The following is a 14,796-nucleotide window of genomic DNA, read 5'->3' on the forward strand; positions in this document are numbered from 1 at the left end:
TTTCAGTTCATGTGTTATATGGATAAACCTTTGGCATCTTCCAGCTTGTTCTGAGCAAAAAGCACCAAATCACAAAGTTCTCTGACTGCACCGCGACCACCGGCAATCCGAGTGACATAATCTGCTTTGGGCAGCAGTAGCGGGTGGGCATCTGCTACGGCGACAGATAAGCCGACTTTTGCCATTACAGGCCAATCGATAAGATCATCGCCGATATAGGCAACCTGTTCAGGCTGTAGCGCTAGTTTATCCAACAGTTCCTGATACGCCAAAACCTTATCGTTCTGACCTTGGTAAAGATGTGTAATACCAAGCGTTTTTGCACGATCTTCCAGCAATTTGGCCTGACGGCCGGTAATAATGGCCACTTCAATGCCAGAAGTGATTAAACAACGGATGCCGTAACCATCACGCACATTAAAGGCTTTCAGTTCTTCACCCTGATTACCCATATATATCAGGCCATCTGACATCACACCATCAACATCACAGATTAACAAACGAATTTTACGGGCTTTTTCGATAATGTTTACATTAACTGGGCCATAACAGGTATCCAGATAGGTATTTTGATTCATTCAGGAATTTCTCTATTAATAATTTGCAACAGGCCTTTGTTGCAGGCCTGTTTATTACATCTTTGCTGATATTGCTTATCAGTATTGCTTACTGGTACAACCCTATTAGCCTCACCATCCTATCAGATTTTCAGCCGGTTTTTTATACAACGCCTGCCTGTAATAGGTCGTGCATATGTAACACTCCGAGTAGTGTGTCACCTTCAGTGACCAGCAGGGAAGTGATATGGCGTGATTGCATCAGATTCAGGGCATCAACCGCCAGAGTATTCGGTTTGATACGGACCCCGCCTGTGGTCATAACGTCAGAAATTTTGGCATTATTTAAATCAATCCCCATATCAAACACTCGGCGCAGATCCCCGTCAGTGAAAATACCGTTAATCTGCATATCATCATCACAGATAACCGTCATACCCAGTTTTTTCCGGGTGATTTCTATCAGGCCTTCACGAAGGGTCGCTGTGCGGGGAACACGCGGAATATCATCGCCTGTAGTCATTAATTCGCTGGTCAGCAGCAACAATTTACGCCCAAGTGCCCCGCCGGGATGAGAGAGCGCGAAATCTTCGGTGGTAAAGCCACGAGCCTCCAGCAGGGCAAGGGCCAGTGCATCACCCATAACAAGCGTTGCTGTTGTGCTGGTGGTGGGAGCTAACCCAAGAGGACAGGCTTCCTGTGGTGTTTTAATGCACAGGTGGACATCCGCGGCTTTGCCCATGTTACTGTTACCGTTATTTGTCATACAAATGAGAGCAACTTTCTGCCGCTTAAGTACCGGAATAAGTGCGAGGATTTCATTCGATTCGCCGGAATTGGAGATAGCCAGTACGATATCTTTTGGCGTCACCATACCAAGATCTCCATGACTGGCTTCGCCGGGGTGGACAAAGAATGAAGGCGTTCCGGTACTGGCAAATGTGGCTGCGATTTTCCGCCCGATATGGCCGGATTTACCCATCCCCATCACAATGACTTTACCTTCACATCCAAACATAAGTTCGCAGGCTTTGCTGAAATCGTCATTAATGTATTGCTCTAATTCCGCCAATCCTTCGAGTTCGATATGTAATACTCTTTTACCTGCTTGCTGAAAATCGATCTTAGGCATTTCTACTCCCACTTATTCCCATTACAACCGGTAATTACTCAATACATTGATCACCAAAATTTATCACCAAACATTGATTATCAAATCGTGGTTATCAAACATCAGCCACCATACATTAGTCACTGGATATTAATCACCCTGCATCACAAAAAGTGCAACAAAATATGCGATAAAACAACTGAGTAATAGTGCACCACTCAGCCGGTTAAACCGATGTTTTCTTCTCACACAGAATATCGTGAATAGTACACTCGCCGCCATCATGATCCAAAAATCCCGGGAAAAGGCATAGGACGAAATAACGCTGGGTGAAAATAGACCGGAAACACCTAACACAAGGGTCATGTTGAAAACATTAGAACCAATAATATTTCCCATTGCCATATCATTTTCGCCTTTAATGGCTGCGGCAATAGAGGTAGCGAGTTCTGGCAGACTTGTTCCCACCGCCAAAATAGTTAACCCAATCACCAAGTCACTGATACCGTAAATCCGTGCAATGACAGTGGCATTATCAATAACCATTCGGGTAGATATCGGTAGGATAAGCAGACCCAATACAACCCAAAGCAGCGCGATACCGTTATTACCTTCGTTGGGTAATTCTGCATCTCTCTCCTTCGTATAGCTGTCAACATCATCAGATTGGGTACTGACTGTCATTTTTATCATTATTGATATAAAAAACAGGGCAGTCAGTAATAAAAAAATCCCATCCAAACGGCTCAGGTAGTTATCAGACAGCAGGTAACCCACAAAGGCCATGATCAACAACATCAGTGGTAATTCCCGCCGCAGAATCTCCGATTGCACGGTGATAGGGCGAATCAGTGCCACTGCACCGGTAATCAGTAGCAGGTTGGTGATATTGGAGCCGAGTGCATTACCCACCGCCATGTTGGGTAACCCGTTCAGACTCGCGGTTACGGAGACCATCAGCTCAGGCAGAGAAGTACCGATGCCCATAATCACCAGCCCAATAATAAAAGGAGGGACTTTTAATGTGCGGGCAAATACCGCAGCACCATATACTAATCTATCAGAACCATACACCAGTAAAATCAACCCGGTAATGAGCAGTAAAATAGTCAGAAACATGTTGTGTTCCTTAGAGAAAATTCATGTGAGCACAATGCCAGTGTTGGTTGATTTCTGAACAAAAATATTTATTTAGCCAGATTTATATATTCTGAAGGCCGAAAGGTAAAAAGTAAAATTTGCTATCACTTTGCTAACGCAAATTGGAAAATTTTTTTGTAGTATGCATTACTAATTATTTAGAAACAGCAAGAAATCCGTTTATTAACGATTAAGGGCTATCAATAATGAGTCAATTAACAGCAAATCTTATTGAGATCTGCGGCATGTCTTTTACCCGTGGTCAACGCCCGATCTTCTCCGATATCAACCTGACTGTTCCAAAAGGGAAAGTCACTGCCATTATGGGGCCTTCCGGTATTGGAAAGACGACTCTGCTGCGTCTGATGGGCGGGCAAATCCGCCCTGAGCGTGGTGAGATTTGGTTTGATGGCGATAATATTCCGGCATTGTCCCGCCAGCGCCTTTATGAAGTTCGTAAGAAGATGAGCATGTTATTTCAATCGGGCGCATTATTTACGGATTTGAATGTGTTTGACAATGTTGCTTTTCCCTTGCGTGAGCATACCCAACTCCCCGAAGAGTTAATTTATACTACAGTGATGATGAAGCTGGAAGCGGTAGGATTGCGTGGTGCGGCACAACTGATGCCATCTGAGCTGTCGGGAGGTATGGCAAGGCGGGCGGCACTGGCGCGGGCGATTGCACTTGATCCTGATTTAATCATGTTTGATGAGCCATTTGTCGGTCAGGATCCTATCACTATGGGGGTATTGGTTAAGTTGATCGATGAACTTAACCATGCGCTCGGTGTTACCTGTGTTGTGGTTTCCCACGATGTCCCTGAAGTACTGAGTATTGCTGATTATGCTTATATTGTGGCTGAGCAGAAAGTGATTGCAGAAGGGACGCCTGAACAGTTGAAAATGAACCAGGATCAACGGGTACGTCAGTTCCTTGATGGTATTGCTGACGGGCCGGTGCCTTTTCGTTTTCCTGCGGGAGATTATAAAACCGAGTTATTAACTAACAGAAATCGTTATTAGGATACTTGAATGTTGATGTTAACACGGGCGCTGGCAACATTTGGCAGGCGTGCGATTGAAGTTGTGGCTTCATTCGGTCGGGCCGGTTTTATGTTATTCAGTGCGATTATTGGTAAGCCCGAGCCTGCAAAGCAGTGGCTGTTATTGCGCCAGCAGCTTTACAGTGTAGGCGTTCAGTCATTACTGATTATTGTCGTTTCTGGTTTGTTTATCGGTATGGTTCTGGCGTTGCAGGGCTATTTGGTGCTGAGAACTTTCAGTGCTGAAGGCAGCCTTGGCATGATGGTGGCGTTATCGCTGCTGCGGGAACTGGGGCCGGTCGTGACTGCACTGTTATTTGCCGGTCGTGCGGGTTCTGCCCTGACGGCAGAGATCGGCCTGATGAAAGCGACAGAGCAAATTTCCAGTCTGGAGATGATGGCAGTAGACCCGTTGCGTAGGGTGGTTGCCCCGCGTTTTTGGGCGGGTTTTATCAGTATGCCTTTGCTGTCATTGATCTTTGTGGCTGTAGGTATTCTGGGCGGTGCGATGGTCGGAGTCGACTGGAAAGGGATTGATGGGGGATTTTTCTGGTCTTCCATGCAATCAGCGGTGGAATTGCAGAAAGACATACTTAACTGTTTTATTAAGAGCTTATCTTTTGCCATCACGGTGACATGGATCGCGCTGTTTAATGGGTATGATGCTATCCCGACATCAGAAGGGATCAGCAGGGCAACGACGCGTACAGTGGTTCATGCATCGTTGGCAGTATTGGGTTTGGATTTTGTGCTGACGGCACTGATGTTTGGGAACTAATTCGATGCAAAGCAAGAAAAATGAAATTTGGGTTGGAAGTTTTATCTTAATTGCACTGGCCGCAATCATTTTTTTATGCCTGAAGGTCGCTAATGTCCGATCTTTTGGCAGTCAGACCACTTATCATGTCACTGCAGCATTTGACAATATAGGTGGGTTAAAAGAGCGTTCTCCGGTCAAAGTAGGAGGAGTGGTCATTGGTCGGGTAGGGAAAATCTGGCTCGATAAGAAAACTTATACACCGCAGGTTGAACTGGATATTTTCTCGCAATACGACAACATTCCCAGTTCCAGTTCGCTGTCTATCCGGACTTCAGGTCTGTTGGGTGAACAATATGTTGCGTTGAATGTAGGGTTTTATGATGCTGATTTGGGGATCACCATGCTGAAAGATGGAGATCGCGTTGAGGACACCAAACCTGCAATGGTTCTTGAAGATTTAATTGGTCAGTTCCTGTACAAAAGCGGAAGCGGTGATCATCAAAAATCACCTGAGGCTCCCACACAGATACATTAATCAGCAATCCACTGCTTAGGAGAAATAGCAATTATGTTTAAGCGATTACTTATGGCTGCCTTATTGGTGGTTGCACCACTAGCGAATGCGGTTGATCAGACTAACCCGTACGATTTGATGAAAGTCGCGGCAGAAAAAACTTTCTCACGCCTGAAGAGCGAACAGTCACAGATTCGTGCTAATCCGCAAATATTGCCTCAGATTGTGCGTCAGGAGCTATTGCCTTATGTTCAGGTAAAATATGCGGGGGCACTGGTTCTGGGGCCTTATTACAAGCAGGCGACGCCAGAACAGCGTGATGCTTATTTTAAAGCATTTGAGGATTATCTGGCACAGGCCTATGGTCAGGCTCTGGCAATGTATCACGGGCAGAATTATCAGATTGCCCCGGAGCAGCCATTGGGAGATAAGAATATCGTCGCTATTCGTGTCACCATCACCGACCCGAATGGTCAGCCCCCTGTCCGTCTGGATTTTCAGTGGCGTAAAAACAGCAAAACCGGATATTGGCAGGCTTACGACATGATAGCTGAAGGGGTGAGCATGATTACAACCAAACAGAATGAGTGGTCGGAAATCCTGCGTCAGAAAGGTATTGATGGTTTGACAGCGCAGCTGAAAATCAGTGCACAGGCGCCAATCACTTTAGAAAAGAAAAAGTGACATGGAAAACGGTGAAATGAAAAACCGGGAAATGGATAAAACCTCTGGCAAAACACCGCTTAGCTGGAAGCAGGCAGGAAACACCCTGTTTCTGAAAGGTACGCTGGATCGCGATAGCCTGTTGCCTCTTTGGCAGCAAAAGGACAGCCTATTGGCTCACATTGAAAACATTGATGTTTCGGGGCTTGAACATGTGGACTCGACGGGAATGGCCTTATTTGTCCGCATAAAAGGCGATTGGCAGCAGAGTGGTAAGGTGGTGACATTTTCTGGCATAGGGGAGCGATTGAATACACTGATTGCGCTCTATGGTCTGCAAAGTCTCTTTGCTGATAATTCGCCTGAGAAAGGAAATTCGCCAGAATAAATGTAATGCCTTCATTCTAGACCTAACAGATTTCAGGGTATTGTTGATAACTCTGTTACCTGAAAGGTGGATATAATTATCGCCCTTATGAGTCATTGCCTTATAAGGGCGTTTTTCTTGGTTTAAGAGTCGTCTGGATTCCATTACGATAGGCATCTACTATTATTTTTAACGACGAATGTGAGCAAGATATGGATACTAATGAGATTAAACAGGTACTGATGGAAAAATTGGTACTTGATGAAGTTATTGTTAGCGGCGACGGCAGCCATTTTCAGGTAATTGCTGTAGGTGAAATCTTTGGTGAGCTGAGCCGGGTAAAACAACAACAAACAGTTTATGCGCCTCTGATGGAATACATTGCTGATAATCGTATCCACGCCCTGTCAATCAAGACCTACACACCAGCGCAATGGCAACGTGACCGCAAGCTCCAGGGTTTCTGAGGTTGTTTGCTTCGCCGCGAACAGCACACTTTGAATTAGATAAGAGAATTATGATAGATGGATAAATTTCAAGTGAAAGGGCCGACCTGCTTGTCAGGCGAGGTCACTATTTCCGGGGCAAAAAATGCCGCATTACCAATCCTGTTCGCAGCGTTGCTGGCGGAAGAGCCAGTTGAATTACAAAATGTTCCTGAATTAAAAGACATTGATACCACAATCAAGCTATTGAATCGTCTTGGAACGAAAGTGGAACGTAAGAACGGTTCTGTATTTGTTGATGCCAGTGCGGTTAATGAATACTGTGCTCCTTATGAACTGGTCAAAACCATGCGTGCTTCTATCTGGGCACTGGGGCCATTAGTCGCCCGTTTTGGTCAGGGGCAGGTTTCTTTACCCGGCGGCTGTGCCATTGGTGCCCGTCCTGTTGATCTCCATATCACCGGTTTGGAACAACTTGGTGCAGAAATAGTGCTGGATGAGGGCTATGTTAAGGCATCCGTGGATGGTCGATTAAAAGGGGCCAGCATCGTCATGGACAAAGTCAGTGTCGGTGCAACGGTCACTATTATGGCTGCCGCAACACTGGCGGAAGGCAAGACTATTATTGAGAATGCCGCCCGTGAGCCTGAAATCGAAGATACAGCCAACTTCCTGAATACGTTAGGTGCAAAAATTACGGGGGCAGGAACAGATCGCATCGTGATTGAAGGCGTTGAACGTTTGGGCGGTGGTGTTTATCGTGTCTTGCCTGACCGCATTGAAACCGGTACTTTTCTTATCGCAGCGGCTGTTTCTCGCGGGAAGATTGTCTGCCGTCAGGCTAAGCCTGATACGCTGGATGCCGTGTTGGCTAAATTACGTGAAGCGGGTGCAGATATTCAGGTAGGCGATGACTGGATTAGCCTCGATATGCATGGTAAACGACCAAAGGCGGTGACATTCCGTACAGCACCCCATCCGGGTTTTCCTACAGATATGCAGGCGCAGTTCAGTTTACTGAATATTGTTGCTGAAGGCGCGGGCATGATCACTGAGACTATTTTTGAAAACCGTTTTATGCATATTCCTGAATTGATTCGCATGGGGGCACACGCAGAGATTGAAAGTAACTCTGTACTCTGCCACGGCGTTGAGAAATTATCAGGAGCTCAGGTAATGGCAACAGATCTGCGTGCTTCTGCAAGTCTGGTGATTGCTGGTTGCATTGCCGAAGGAACAACAATCGTCGATCGCATTTATCATATTGACCGGGGCTATGAGCATATCGAAGATAAGCTGCGTGGTCTGGGAGCCAATATCGAACGTATTAAGTAAACCGAATTCTATTTAAACCGTCACTTAGTAATATCTTCTTTTGACAGGCAGTATGCAGTGGCGGTTTTTTTCGAATAATCAATTCAGTTGTGGATCTAAAATATCTATGACTTTAGCTAATATTTCATCAACAATACTAGGTTCCGCCTGTGCCGAATAGGTAGCTTTGCGTTCTATTAAATCCAGTGAACGGATCTGGTAACACAGTACAACCCCGGTAATTTTACCTGTATCAGTACTTGCACCATCTAAATATACGGTAACCGCCTCGGAGCGTGCTAGCCCTCCTCCAGTGGTTATTGGAACGCAAAGTGCAGTGCCTAACTTTTGATTCAGTGCAAATTCAGAGATAACCAGATAGTAATGCGCCCCTTTAAATTCTCTGCCGCTAACGGGATCACCGCTAGCGTGCCAGATTTCCCCCTTGCTTGGGATACTTCTTCTGCGTATCATTAAATCACCTCATTACCAACAGGAGGAGAGTTTAAATCGTCAGCAGTTACTTCGTTGAAAGCCCTGACTTCTGTTTCATCAATTCCCTGTAATAATTCAGAGAGAGACTTTCTGCCTCGGGCGATTCTGCCTGTTGGTTTGATGTTTATGGTGTCGCCTGATGGTTGTATATCCAGAGTCATGCCGACAGACCATCCCATTACGGTGGCAACATCACTAGGAATCGTGATAACGACAGCTCCACCCTGTTGACGTAAACGTGTTATTGCCATGATAACCTCCGATAAAATATGTAACCTTATCTCATTTGTTTATTTTATCATCAAGTTTCACAAAGTCACACTTTTGTTTAGATATATTCGGCTCAGTATTCATCAAATTCTTCAATCATAACGTTGAAGGTCAGTGTTTGACCATCACGTAAGACAGTAACAGGAACGACTTTTCCGGGGCGGATTTCTGCAACCTGATCCATGATTTCGGCAGGTGAGAGCGCAGTTTTATGATTGAGACTGGTGATAATATCACCAACTTGTATTCCGGCTTTTTTGGCTGGGCTTCCCGGTAAAAGCTGAAAAACCCGTACTCCCTGAATCTGATGGATTTGGGTATCTGATGAGCGGATATTCGGTAGCTCTTTTGTTGAAATGCCGATATATCCTCTGATAACCCGACCATCACGGATCAATTTCTGCATAATTTTTGTTGCCAGCGCGGTGGGAATAGCAAACCCCAATCCTTCAGGTGTAGAGCCAAATTCAGACTTATCAAACGACAATGTATTAATGCCGACCAGTTCCCCGAGTGTATTAACCAATGCTCCGCCGGAGCTGCCCTGATTGATTGAGGCATCTGTTTGCAGGAAATTCTGGCGTCGTGTCGGACTCAGCCCGACACGACCGGTCGCACTGATAATACCTTGAGTAATTGTTTGCCCTAAATTGTAAGGATTGCCGATTGCCAGCACGATATCCCCTACATGAGGTGCCCTTTTGAGATTAATAGGGATAACCGGCAGATCTTCGGCCTTTATTTTGAGTACGGCCAAATCGGTCGGGCCATCAGAGCCTACCAGCAAAGCTTCATAGAAACGCCCGTCCTGCAATGCAACAATGATAGAACCTACTTTGTTGATAACATGCTTATTGGTGAGTATATAGCCCTGTTCGCTCATTATGACGCCGGAACCCAATGGAAGCAGTTCCCGGGGTTCATGGGAAAAACTCCCTATACTGGTGCTATATATATTCACAACCGCAGGTGCCGCCCGACGAACTCCCTGACTGTAACTGGATGGTTTTTCTGTGTTATCGCTGTACAGGAGATTATTTAACTTATTGGGACGTAGTGAGGGTATGGCAACCAGTAAAATTGCTGCAATAAGTAATCCCGCCAATATGGAGCGCAGTAATTTAATCAACATAGCATTGTTCAGTAATCAATAAGTAAAAAAAGCATAGCACAGAAGCAAGCAGACACAGCCTGTGCTGTGTCTGCTTAATGTACTGCAATTAGAAAAATAATGGCATAGCGATTAATTGTTCAATAACAGGTAAATATTGTCGCCACCACGCAGAATATTCAGTGCAATAACGGATGGTTTTCCTTCAAGTACCTTTTGTAGCTCATTGATATTCTTAACCCGAACATTATTCGCCCCGATGATCAAATCATTCTTCTGCAAACCGACCATTGCGGCTGGCGAATTTTTGGTGACACCGTCGACTTTCACTCCGGGAGTATTGTTCACAATACCAGTACTGAGATTCGCACCTTGTAGCGCAATGCTTAATTTCTCAGCTTTGGTGGATGGAGATTCACTATTTTCCAGAACAACAGAGACCTCCATAGGTTTCCCTTTACGCAGCAAACCTACCTTGATTTCTTTACCCGGTGCTGTAGTGCCGATTTTCGCTCTTAGTTCAGCAAAGCTATTAATTTTCTTACCATCAATGGAGGTCAGTACATCTCCGGGTTTAATACCGGCTTTAGCCGCAGCAGATTTAGGAACCACTTCACTGACAAATGCACCCTGCTGAGCGTCAACATTCAGTGCCTTGGCGATATCCGCTGACATTTCAGTACCTTTGATACCAAGCAGGCCGCGTTTTACTTCGCCATGAGCGATCAGTTGGTCAGCCAGATTTCTGGCCATGTTACTTGGGATCGCAAAACCAATACCCACGTTGCCGCCACTAGGAGCAACAATAGCGGTATTAATGCCGATCAATTCCCCTTTAAGGTTGATCAGGGCACCACCAGAGTTACCCCGGTTAATTGAGGCATCTGTCTGAATAAAGTTTTCCAGACCTTCCAGATTCAGGCCGCTACGGCCAAGAGCTGAAATGATCCCTGAAGTCACTGTTTGCCCCAGCCCGAATGGGTTACCGATAGCAACAGCATAATCACCGACGCGAAGCTGATCAGAATTAGCAAATTTAATTGCAGTCAGGTTTTTGGCATCTTTAAGCTGCAAAAGTGCGATATCAGTCTGTGGATCACGACCGATGAGTTTAGCTGAATATTCACGTCCGTCATTTAGCTGGACTTTAATTTTATCCGCGTTGTTGATGACGTGATTGTTAGTCAGTACATATCCTTTATCGGCATTAATAATGACACCGGAACCTAACCCCTGAAACGGGCGGCTTCTTTGTTGTTCCATTGGTGGAAAACCCGGCCCAAAGAAGAACTGGAAATCCTCTGGCAGCTGGAGCTGCTGGGTTTGAACTTCAGTGCCGGCAACATGAACGGTAACAACGGAAGGAAGGACTTTTTCTAACATTGGAGCAAGGCTCGGTAATTCCTGAGAGGCCATAGCAGCGGGTAAAGCCGCATTACTTACCATTGGTACCGAAGCTAAAGATAAACCAATACTGATCGCTAATGCGCTGAGCAATGTGTTTTTACTTTTCATTGAATGCGTTCTCTTACATACCTAAGCCAGAAAAGGAAAATCGTACTTAAAGCCCCGAACCCATAAGAGAATTTCGTTTTTCTGAGAAACTACACTCATCGGAACAGGTTTCAAGCATAATTGTTTCGTTGCAGTTATGACTACCAAGTATTCAGCAAAGTTCACTAATAATGTCGTTTTGTCGAATGTCTTTACAGGGATTTACCTGAAAAAACATTTAAATACAGTATGATAAGCAATATTGCCGTGGCATAAATTATGACCACGGCAAGAGTAATTACTGTTTTTGTTCCTGAACGGGACGTAATAGCCCGGATGAACCTTCAGAATAGTCTCGTGGAGGCTCATCTGTGACAATTTGGCTGGTATTGCTCTTAGATTCGCTAAGGCGATAATTAAAGGGGTTTTCCTGTATTGGCATATCTGGCATTAATTCATTGGAACTTTTAGCCATATGTTGATACAGCTGGCGATAATCACGGGCCATATTATCCAGCAACTCAGCGCTACGGGCAAAATGGCTGACCAGCTCTTTACGATATTCTTCAAGCTCTGCCCGGTTTTTCTCCAGTTCAGCCTGTGCCGCATTTTGCTGGCGCAGTTTTTGGCTACCAAAGCGGACAGCCAATGCTCCGATGATCAAACCAACAATTAATCCTATCAGTGCGTATTCCCAAGTCATGGCAACTCCTTTCTTAACATCATTGCTACCACTATAACCGCTAATTCAGTCAGAGTGGAATATTGATTATTATTTAATTAATTTATATCTCACCCGAGGTGTTAATTTTATACGAATTTGTCATGATAGGCTGTGAGTTATACCCAATGTATATACTCAACTGAAATCTATTAAGTATATATGGCGGGGATAAAAATTTTTAAGGATTACTATATTAATGTCACCGATTACACCTTCGTTTCTTTACCAGACTGCACTGTCTGAAGGGCAGTATCAACCTGATGAAGTGCAACGTAATACTGTCGCCCGTCTGGATATGATTTACCATGAACTGGTACAGGTTTCTGCCGGAAATGCGGCACTTGCAGATGGTTCAGGCGGATTAAAAAGTCTGTGGAATAAACTCTTAGGGCGTTCATCAAAGGAAAATATCCGGCCTGTGCAGGGGCTGTATATGTGGGGTGGTGTAGGGCGGGGGAAAACATGGCTTATGGATATGTTTTTCCAGAGCTTACCGACAGAAAGGAAGCTACGCCTGCATTTCCACCGTTTTATGTTGCGGGTACACGAAGAATTAACTGAATTGCAGGGGCATGAAAATCCACTGGAGATTGTGGCTGATGGTTTTAAGGCACAAACCGATATCCTCTGTTTTGATGAGTTTTTTGTTTCTGATATTACGGATGCTATGATCCTCGGCACTTTACTGGAAGCGTTGTTCAGACGCGGAATCGCGTTAGTAGCGACCTCAAATATCCCACCGGATCAATTGTACCGTAATGGTTTGCAGCGAGCCCGCTTTCTGCCTGCCATTGAACAGATCAAAAAATATTGTGATGTCATGAATGTGGATGCGGGTATCGATTACCGGCTGAGAACGCTGACTCAGGCCCATATTTACCTGACGCCGCTATCGGAAGAGAGCCGACAGGAGATGCATCAAGTGTTCCTGCGTCTGGCAGGGCGGGAAGGGGAACCCGCTCCGGTACTGGAAATTAATCATCGTGATATGCCAGCGATAAACAGTGTTGATGGTGTGCTGGCAATCAACTTTAAAACGCTGTGTGAAGATCCCCGTAGCCAGCGGGATTATATTGCGTTGTCTAAGATCTATCACACCGTTTTACTGCATGATGTGCCGATCATGACCAAACTGGATGAAAGCGCTGCACGTCGGTTTATTGCACTGGTTGATGAATTCTATGAGCGCCATGTGAAACTCATCATCAATGCCGAAGCACCGATGGAAAGGATTTATCAGGGAGAATTGCTCCGTTTTGAATATCAGCGTTGCTTGTCCCGTTTACAGGAGATGCAGAGTGAGGAATATTTACAGCGCCCGCATTTACCCTGAGATTTATACTCTTCCGTCTTCCTGATTACCTCTCTGTTGGTTGTCAGGCAGAGAGTAAAAAGTCAACAGATAGGATAATTATTGAATTTGGGGTCGATTTTTTATAACGACTTCTCTATAATCTTGCGACCCCACGTTACAGCAAGATTTTTTATTTCCCAAAAAACTTGCATTAGTGCCGGCATAGGCTATTCGAAGGGGTAGGTTTGCTGGACATGAGTCGTGTGAACCTCAACAAAGTTTCTGAACCTCGAGTGTTCACCAACGTGTAACTTATAATTGGGTAAGCTTTAATGAAAACTTTTACAGCTAAACCAGAAACCGTAAAACGCGACTGGTATGTTGTTGACGCAGATGGCAAAACTCTGGGCCGTCTTGCAACTGAAATAGCTCGTCGCCTGCGCGGCAAGCACAAGGCGGAATATACTCCGCACGTTGATACTGGTGATTACATCATTATTGTTAACGCAGAGAAAGTTGCTGTAACCGGCAACAAACGTGCTGACAAAATCTATTATCACCACACTGGCCACATCGGTGGTATCAAGCAAGCGACCTTTGAAGAGATGATTGCCCGCCGTCCTGAGCGTGTCATTGAAATCGCGGTTAAAGGCATGCTGCCAAAAGGGCCTCTGGGTCGTGCAATGTACCGTAAAATGAAAGTTTACGCGGGCAGCGAGCACAACCACGCGGCACAGCAACCACAAGTTCTGGACATTTAATCGGGATTATAGGCAATGGCTGAAAATCAATACTACGGCACTGGTCGCCGCAAAAGCTCATCCGCTCGTGTCTTCATTAAGCCAGGTAGCGGTAACATCGTAATCAACCAACGCAGCCTCGAAGTTTACTTCGGTCGTGAAACTGCGCGCATGGTTGTTCGTCAGCCACTTGAGCTGGTTGACATGCTGGGCAAACTGGATCTGTACATCACTGTTAAAGGTGGTGGTATCTCTGGTCAGGCAGGCGCAATCCGTCACGGTATTACTCGTGCACTGATGGCTTATGACGAGACTCTGCGTTCTGATCTTCGCAAAGCTGGCTTCGTTACTCGCGATGCTCGTGAAGTTGAACGTAAAAAAGTGGGTCTGCGCAAAGCACGTCGTCGTCCACAGTTCTCCAAGCGTTAATTTTTTGTCACTACGGTGGCATTGGATTAATGTTGAAACCCGCCATGTTTATGGCGGGTTTTTTATTGCAGGTTTTATTTCCTTAGTGAATACGCTTTTTTTGCAGAAAAAAAAAGCATATTGCAGAGATAATTCCCTAAACTCCGATATATCATCATTAATTCTCAATCTACTTCCCCACAAAATGTTCGAAATCTGGTAAACTAGTGACAATTTTTTGCCTTATCCATGCGTTTGCCTGACTTGTCTTATAATCCTCGGATAATAAGTGCGAAACCGGATGAGAATATGAGCGAGAATAGCCATTGTTCATTGAAGGGCT

General features: G+C 45.2%; 18 protein-coding genes. 10 read left to right on the forward strand and 8 right to left on the reverse strand.

The genetic code is table 11. The features are described 5' to 3' along the window. Positions 1 to 14: 14 nt before the first annotated feature. From kdsC to AAC855_RS11010, 3 genes are all read right to left on the reverse strand, one after another. Positions 15 to 578 (reverse strand): 3-deoxy-manno-octulosonate-8-phosphatase KdsC, encoded by a 564-nt coding sequence (gene kdsC / locus AAC855_RS11000; RefSeq protein WP_340609621.1) that lies wholly within the window; start codon positions 576 to 578, stop codon positions 15 to 17. A 142-nt stretch (positions 579 to 720) separates the two neighbouring features. Next, on the reverse strand, positions 721 to 1,689 hold the full coding sequence (kdsD, locus tag AAC855_RS11005) for an arabinose-5-phosphate isomerase KdsD (RefSeq protein ID WP_340609622.1): 969 nt from the start codon (positions 1,687 to 1,689) through the stop codon (positions 721 to 723). A gap of 129 nt (positions 1,690 to 1,818) precedes the next feature. Further along, on the reverse strand, positions 1,819 to 2,787 hold the full coding sequence (locus AAC855_RS11010) for a calcium/sodium antiporter (protein WP_340609623.1): 969 nt from the start codon (positions 2,785 to 2,787) through the stop codon (positions 1,819 to 1,821). 227 nt (positions 2,788 to 3,014) lie between these two features. On the opposite strand from AAC855_RS11010, the gene mlaF reads away from it, so the two are divergent. From mlaF to murA, 7 genes are all read left to right on the forward strand, one after another. Next, complete coding sequence (gene mlaF, locus AAC855_RS11015; protein WP_340609624.1) at positions 3,015 to 3,833, forward strand: phospholipid ABC transporter ATP-binding protein MlaF; 819 nt, start codon at positions 3,015 to 3,017, stop codon at positions 3,831 to 3,833. Positions 3,834 to 3,848: 15 nt separating this feature from the next. Beyond that, complete coding sequence (mlaE, locus tag AAC855_RS11020) at positions 3,849 to 4,631, forward strand: lipid asymmetry maintenance ABC transporter permease subunit MlaE (RefSeq protein WP_340609798.1); 783 nt, start codon at positions 3,849 to 3,851, stop codon at positions 4,629 to 4,631. 4 nt (positions 4,632 to 4,635) lie between these two features. Further along, positions 4,636 to 5,148, forward strand: a complete 513-nt coding sequence (gene mlaD / locus AAC855_RS11025) for an outer membrane lipid asymmetry maintenance protein MlaD (RefSeq protein WP_340609625.1) — start codon at positions 4,636 to 4,638, stop codon at positions 5,146 to 5,148. A 33-nt stretch (positions 5,149 to 5,181) separates the two neighbouring features. After that, positions 5,182 to 5,811, forward strand: a complete 630-nt coding sequence (mlaC, locus tag AAC855_RS11030) for a phospholipid-binding protein MlaC (RefSeq protein ID WP_340609626.1) — start codon at positions 5,182 to 5,184, stop codon at positions 5,809 to 5,811. 1 nt (position 5,812) lies between these two features. Further along, the gene (gene mlaB, locus AAC855_RS11035; RefSeq protein ID WP_340609628.1) at positions 5,813 to 6,178 is read left to right on the forward strand and encodes a lipid asymmetry maintenance protein MlaB; all 366 of its coding nucleotides are present in this window, start codon (positions 5,813 to 5,815) and stop codon (positions 6,176 to 6,178) included. Between the two features lie 191 nt (positions 6,179 to 6,369). Continuing rightward, complete coding sequence (ibaG, locus tag AAC855_RS11040; RefSeq protein ID WP_099109652.1) at positions 6,370 to 6,624, forward strand: BolA family iron metabolism protein IbaG; 255 nt, start codon at positions 6,370 to 6,372, stop codon at positions 6,622 to 6,624. A 57-nt stretch (positions 6,625 to 6,681) separates the two neighbouring features. After that, a complete protein-coding gene (gene murA, locus AAC855_RS11045; RefSeq protein ID WP_340609630.1) occupies positions 6,682 to 7,938 on the forward strand; it encodes a UDP-N-acetylglucosamine 1-carboxyvinyltransferase in 1,257 nt (418 codons plus the stop codon). 78 nt (positions 7,939 to 8,016) lie between these two features. On the opposite strand, the gene AAC855_RS11050 is transcribed toward murA, so the two are convergent. The 5 genes from AAC855_RS11050 to zapG form a co-directional block, all read right to left on the reverse strand. Continuing rightward, on the reverse strand, positions 8,017 to 8,391 hold the full coding sequence (locus tag AAC855_RS11050) for a type II toxin-antitoxin system PemK/MazF family toxin (RefSeq protein ID WP_340609632.1): 375 nt from the start codon (positions 8,389 to 8,391) through the stop codon (positions 8,017 to 8,019). Next, a complete protein-coding gene (locus AAC855_RS11055; RefSeq protein WP_340609633.1) occupies positions 8,391 to 8,663 on the reverse strand; it encodes an AbrB/MazE/SpoVT family DNA-binding domain-containing protein in 273 nt (90 codons plus the stop codon). The genes AAC855_RS11050 and AAC855_RS11055 overlap by 1 nt, the downstream gene beginning before the upstream one ends. A gap of 92 nt (positions 8,664 to 8,755) precedes the next feature. Next, on the reverse strand, positions 8,756 to 9,814 hold the full coding sequence (gene degS, locus AAC855_RS11060) for an outer membrane-stress sensor serine endopeptidase DegS (protein WP_340609634.1): 1,059 nt from the start codon (positions 9,812 to 9,814) through the stop codon (positions 8,756 to 8,758). Positions 9,815 to 9,925: 111 nt separating this feature from the next. After that, the gene (gene degQ, locus AAC855_RS11065; RefSeq protein WP_340609635.1) at positions 9,926 to 11,308 is read right to left on the reverse strand and encodes a serine endoprotease DegQ; all 1,383 of its coding nucleotides are present in this window, start codon (positions 11,306 to 11,308) and stop codon (positions 9,926 to 9,928) included. Between the two features lie 277 nt (positions 11,309 to 11,585). After that, the gene (gene zapG / locus AAC855_RS11070; protein WP_340609637.1) at positions 11,586 to 11,990 is read right to left on the reverse strand and encodes a Z-ring associated protein ZapG; all 405 of its coding nucleotides are present in this window, start codon (positions 11,988 to 11,990) and stop codon (positions 11,586 to 11,588) included. Between the two features lie 217 nt (positions 11,991 to 12,207). Here zapG and zapE point away from each other — a divergent pair, with 217 nt between their 5' ends. The 3 genes from zapE (at position 12,208) to rpsI (ending at position 14,474) form a co-directional block, all read left to right on the forward strand. Further along, entirely contained in the window at positions 12,208 to 13,344 is a 1,137-nt protein-coding gene (gene zapE, locus AAC855_RS11075) for a cell division protein ZapE (protein WP_340609638.1), read from the forward strand. A 293-nt stretch (positions 13,345 to 13,637) separates the two neighbouring features. Next, on the forward strand, positions 13,638 to 14,066 hold the full coding sequence (gene rplM, locus AAC855_RS11080) for a 50S ribosomal protein L13 (protein WP_086954482.1): 429 nt from the start codon (positions 13,638 to 13,640) through the stop codon (positions 14,064 to 14,066). Positions 14,067 to 14,081: 15 nt separating this feature from the next. Next, the gene (gene rpsI / locus AAC855_RS11085) at positions 14,082 to 14,474 is read left to right on the forward strand and encodes a 30S ribosomal protein S9 (protein ID WP_012990148.1); all 393 of its coding nucleotides are present in this window, start codon (positions 14,082 to 14,084) and stop codon (positions 14,472 to 14,474) included. Positions 14,475 to 14,796: the final 322 nt, after the last annotated feature.

The sequence above is a fragment of the Xenorhabdus bharatensis genome, assembly GCF_037996705.1.
Lineage (GTDB): Bacteria > Pseudomonadota > Gammaproteobacteria > Enterobacterales > Enterobacteriaceae > Xenorhabdus > Xenorhabdus bharatensis.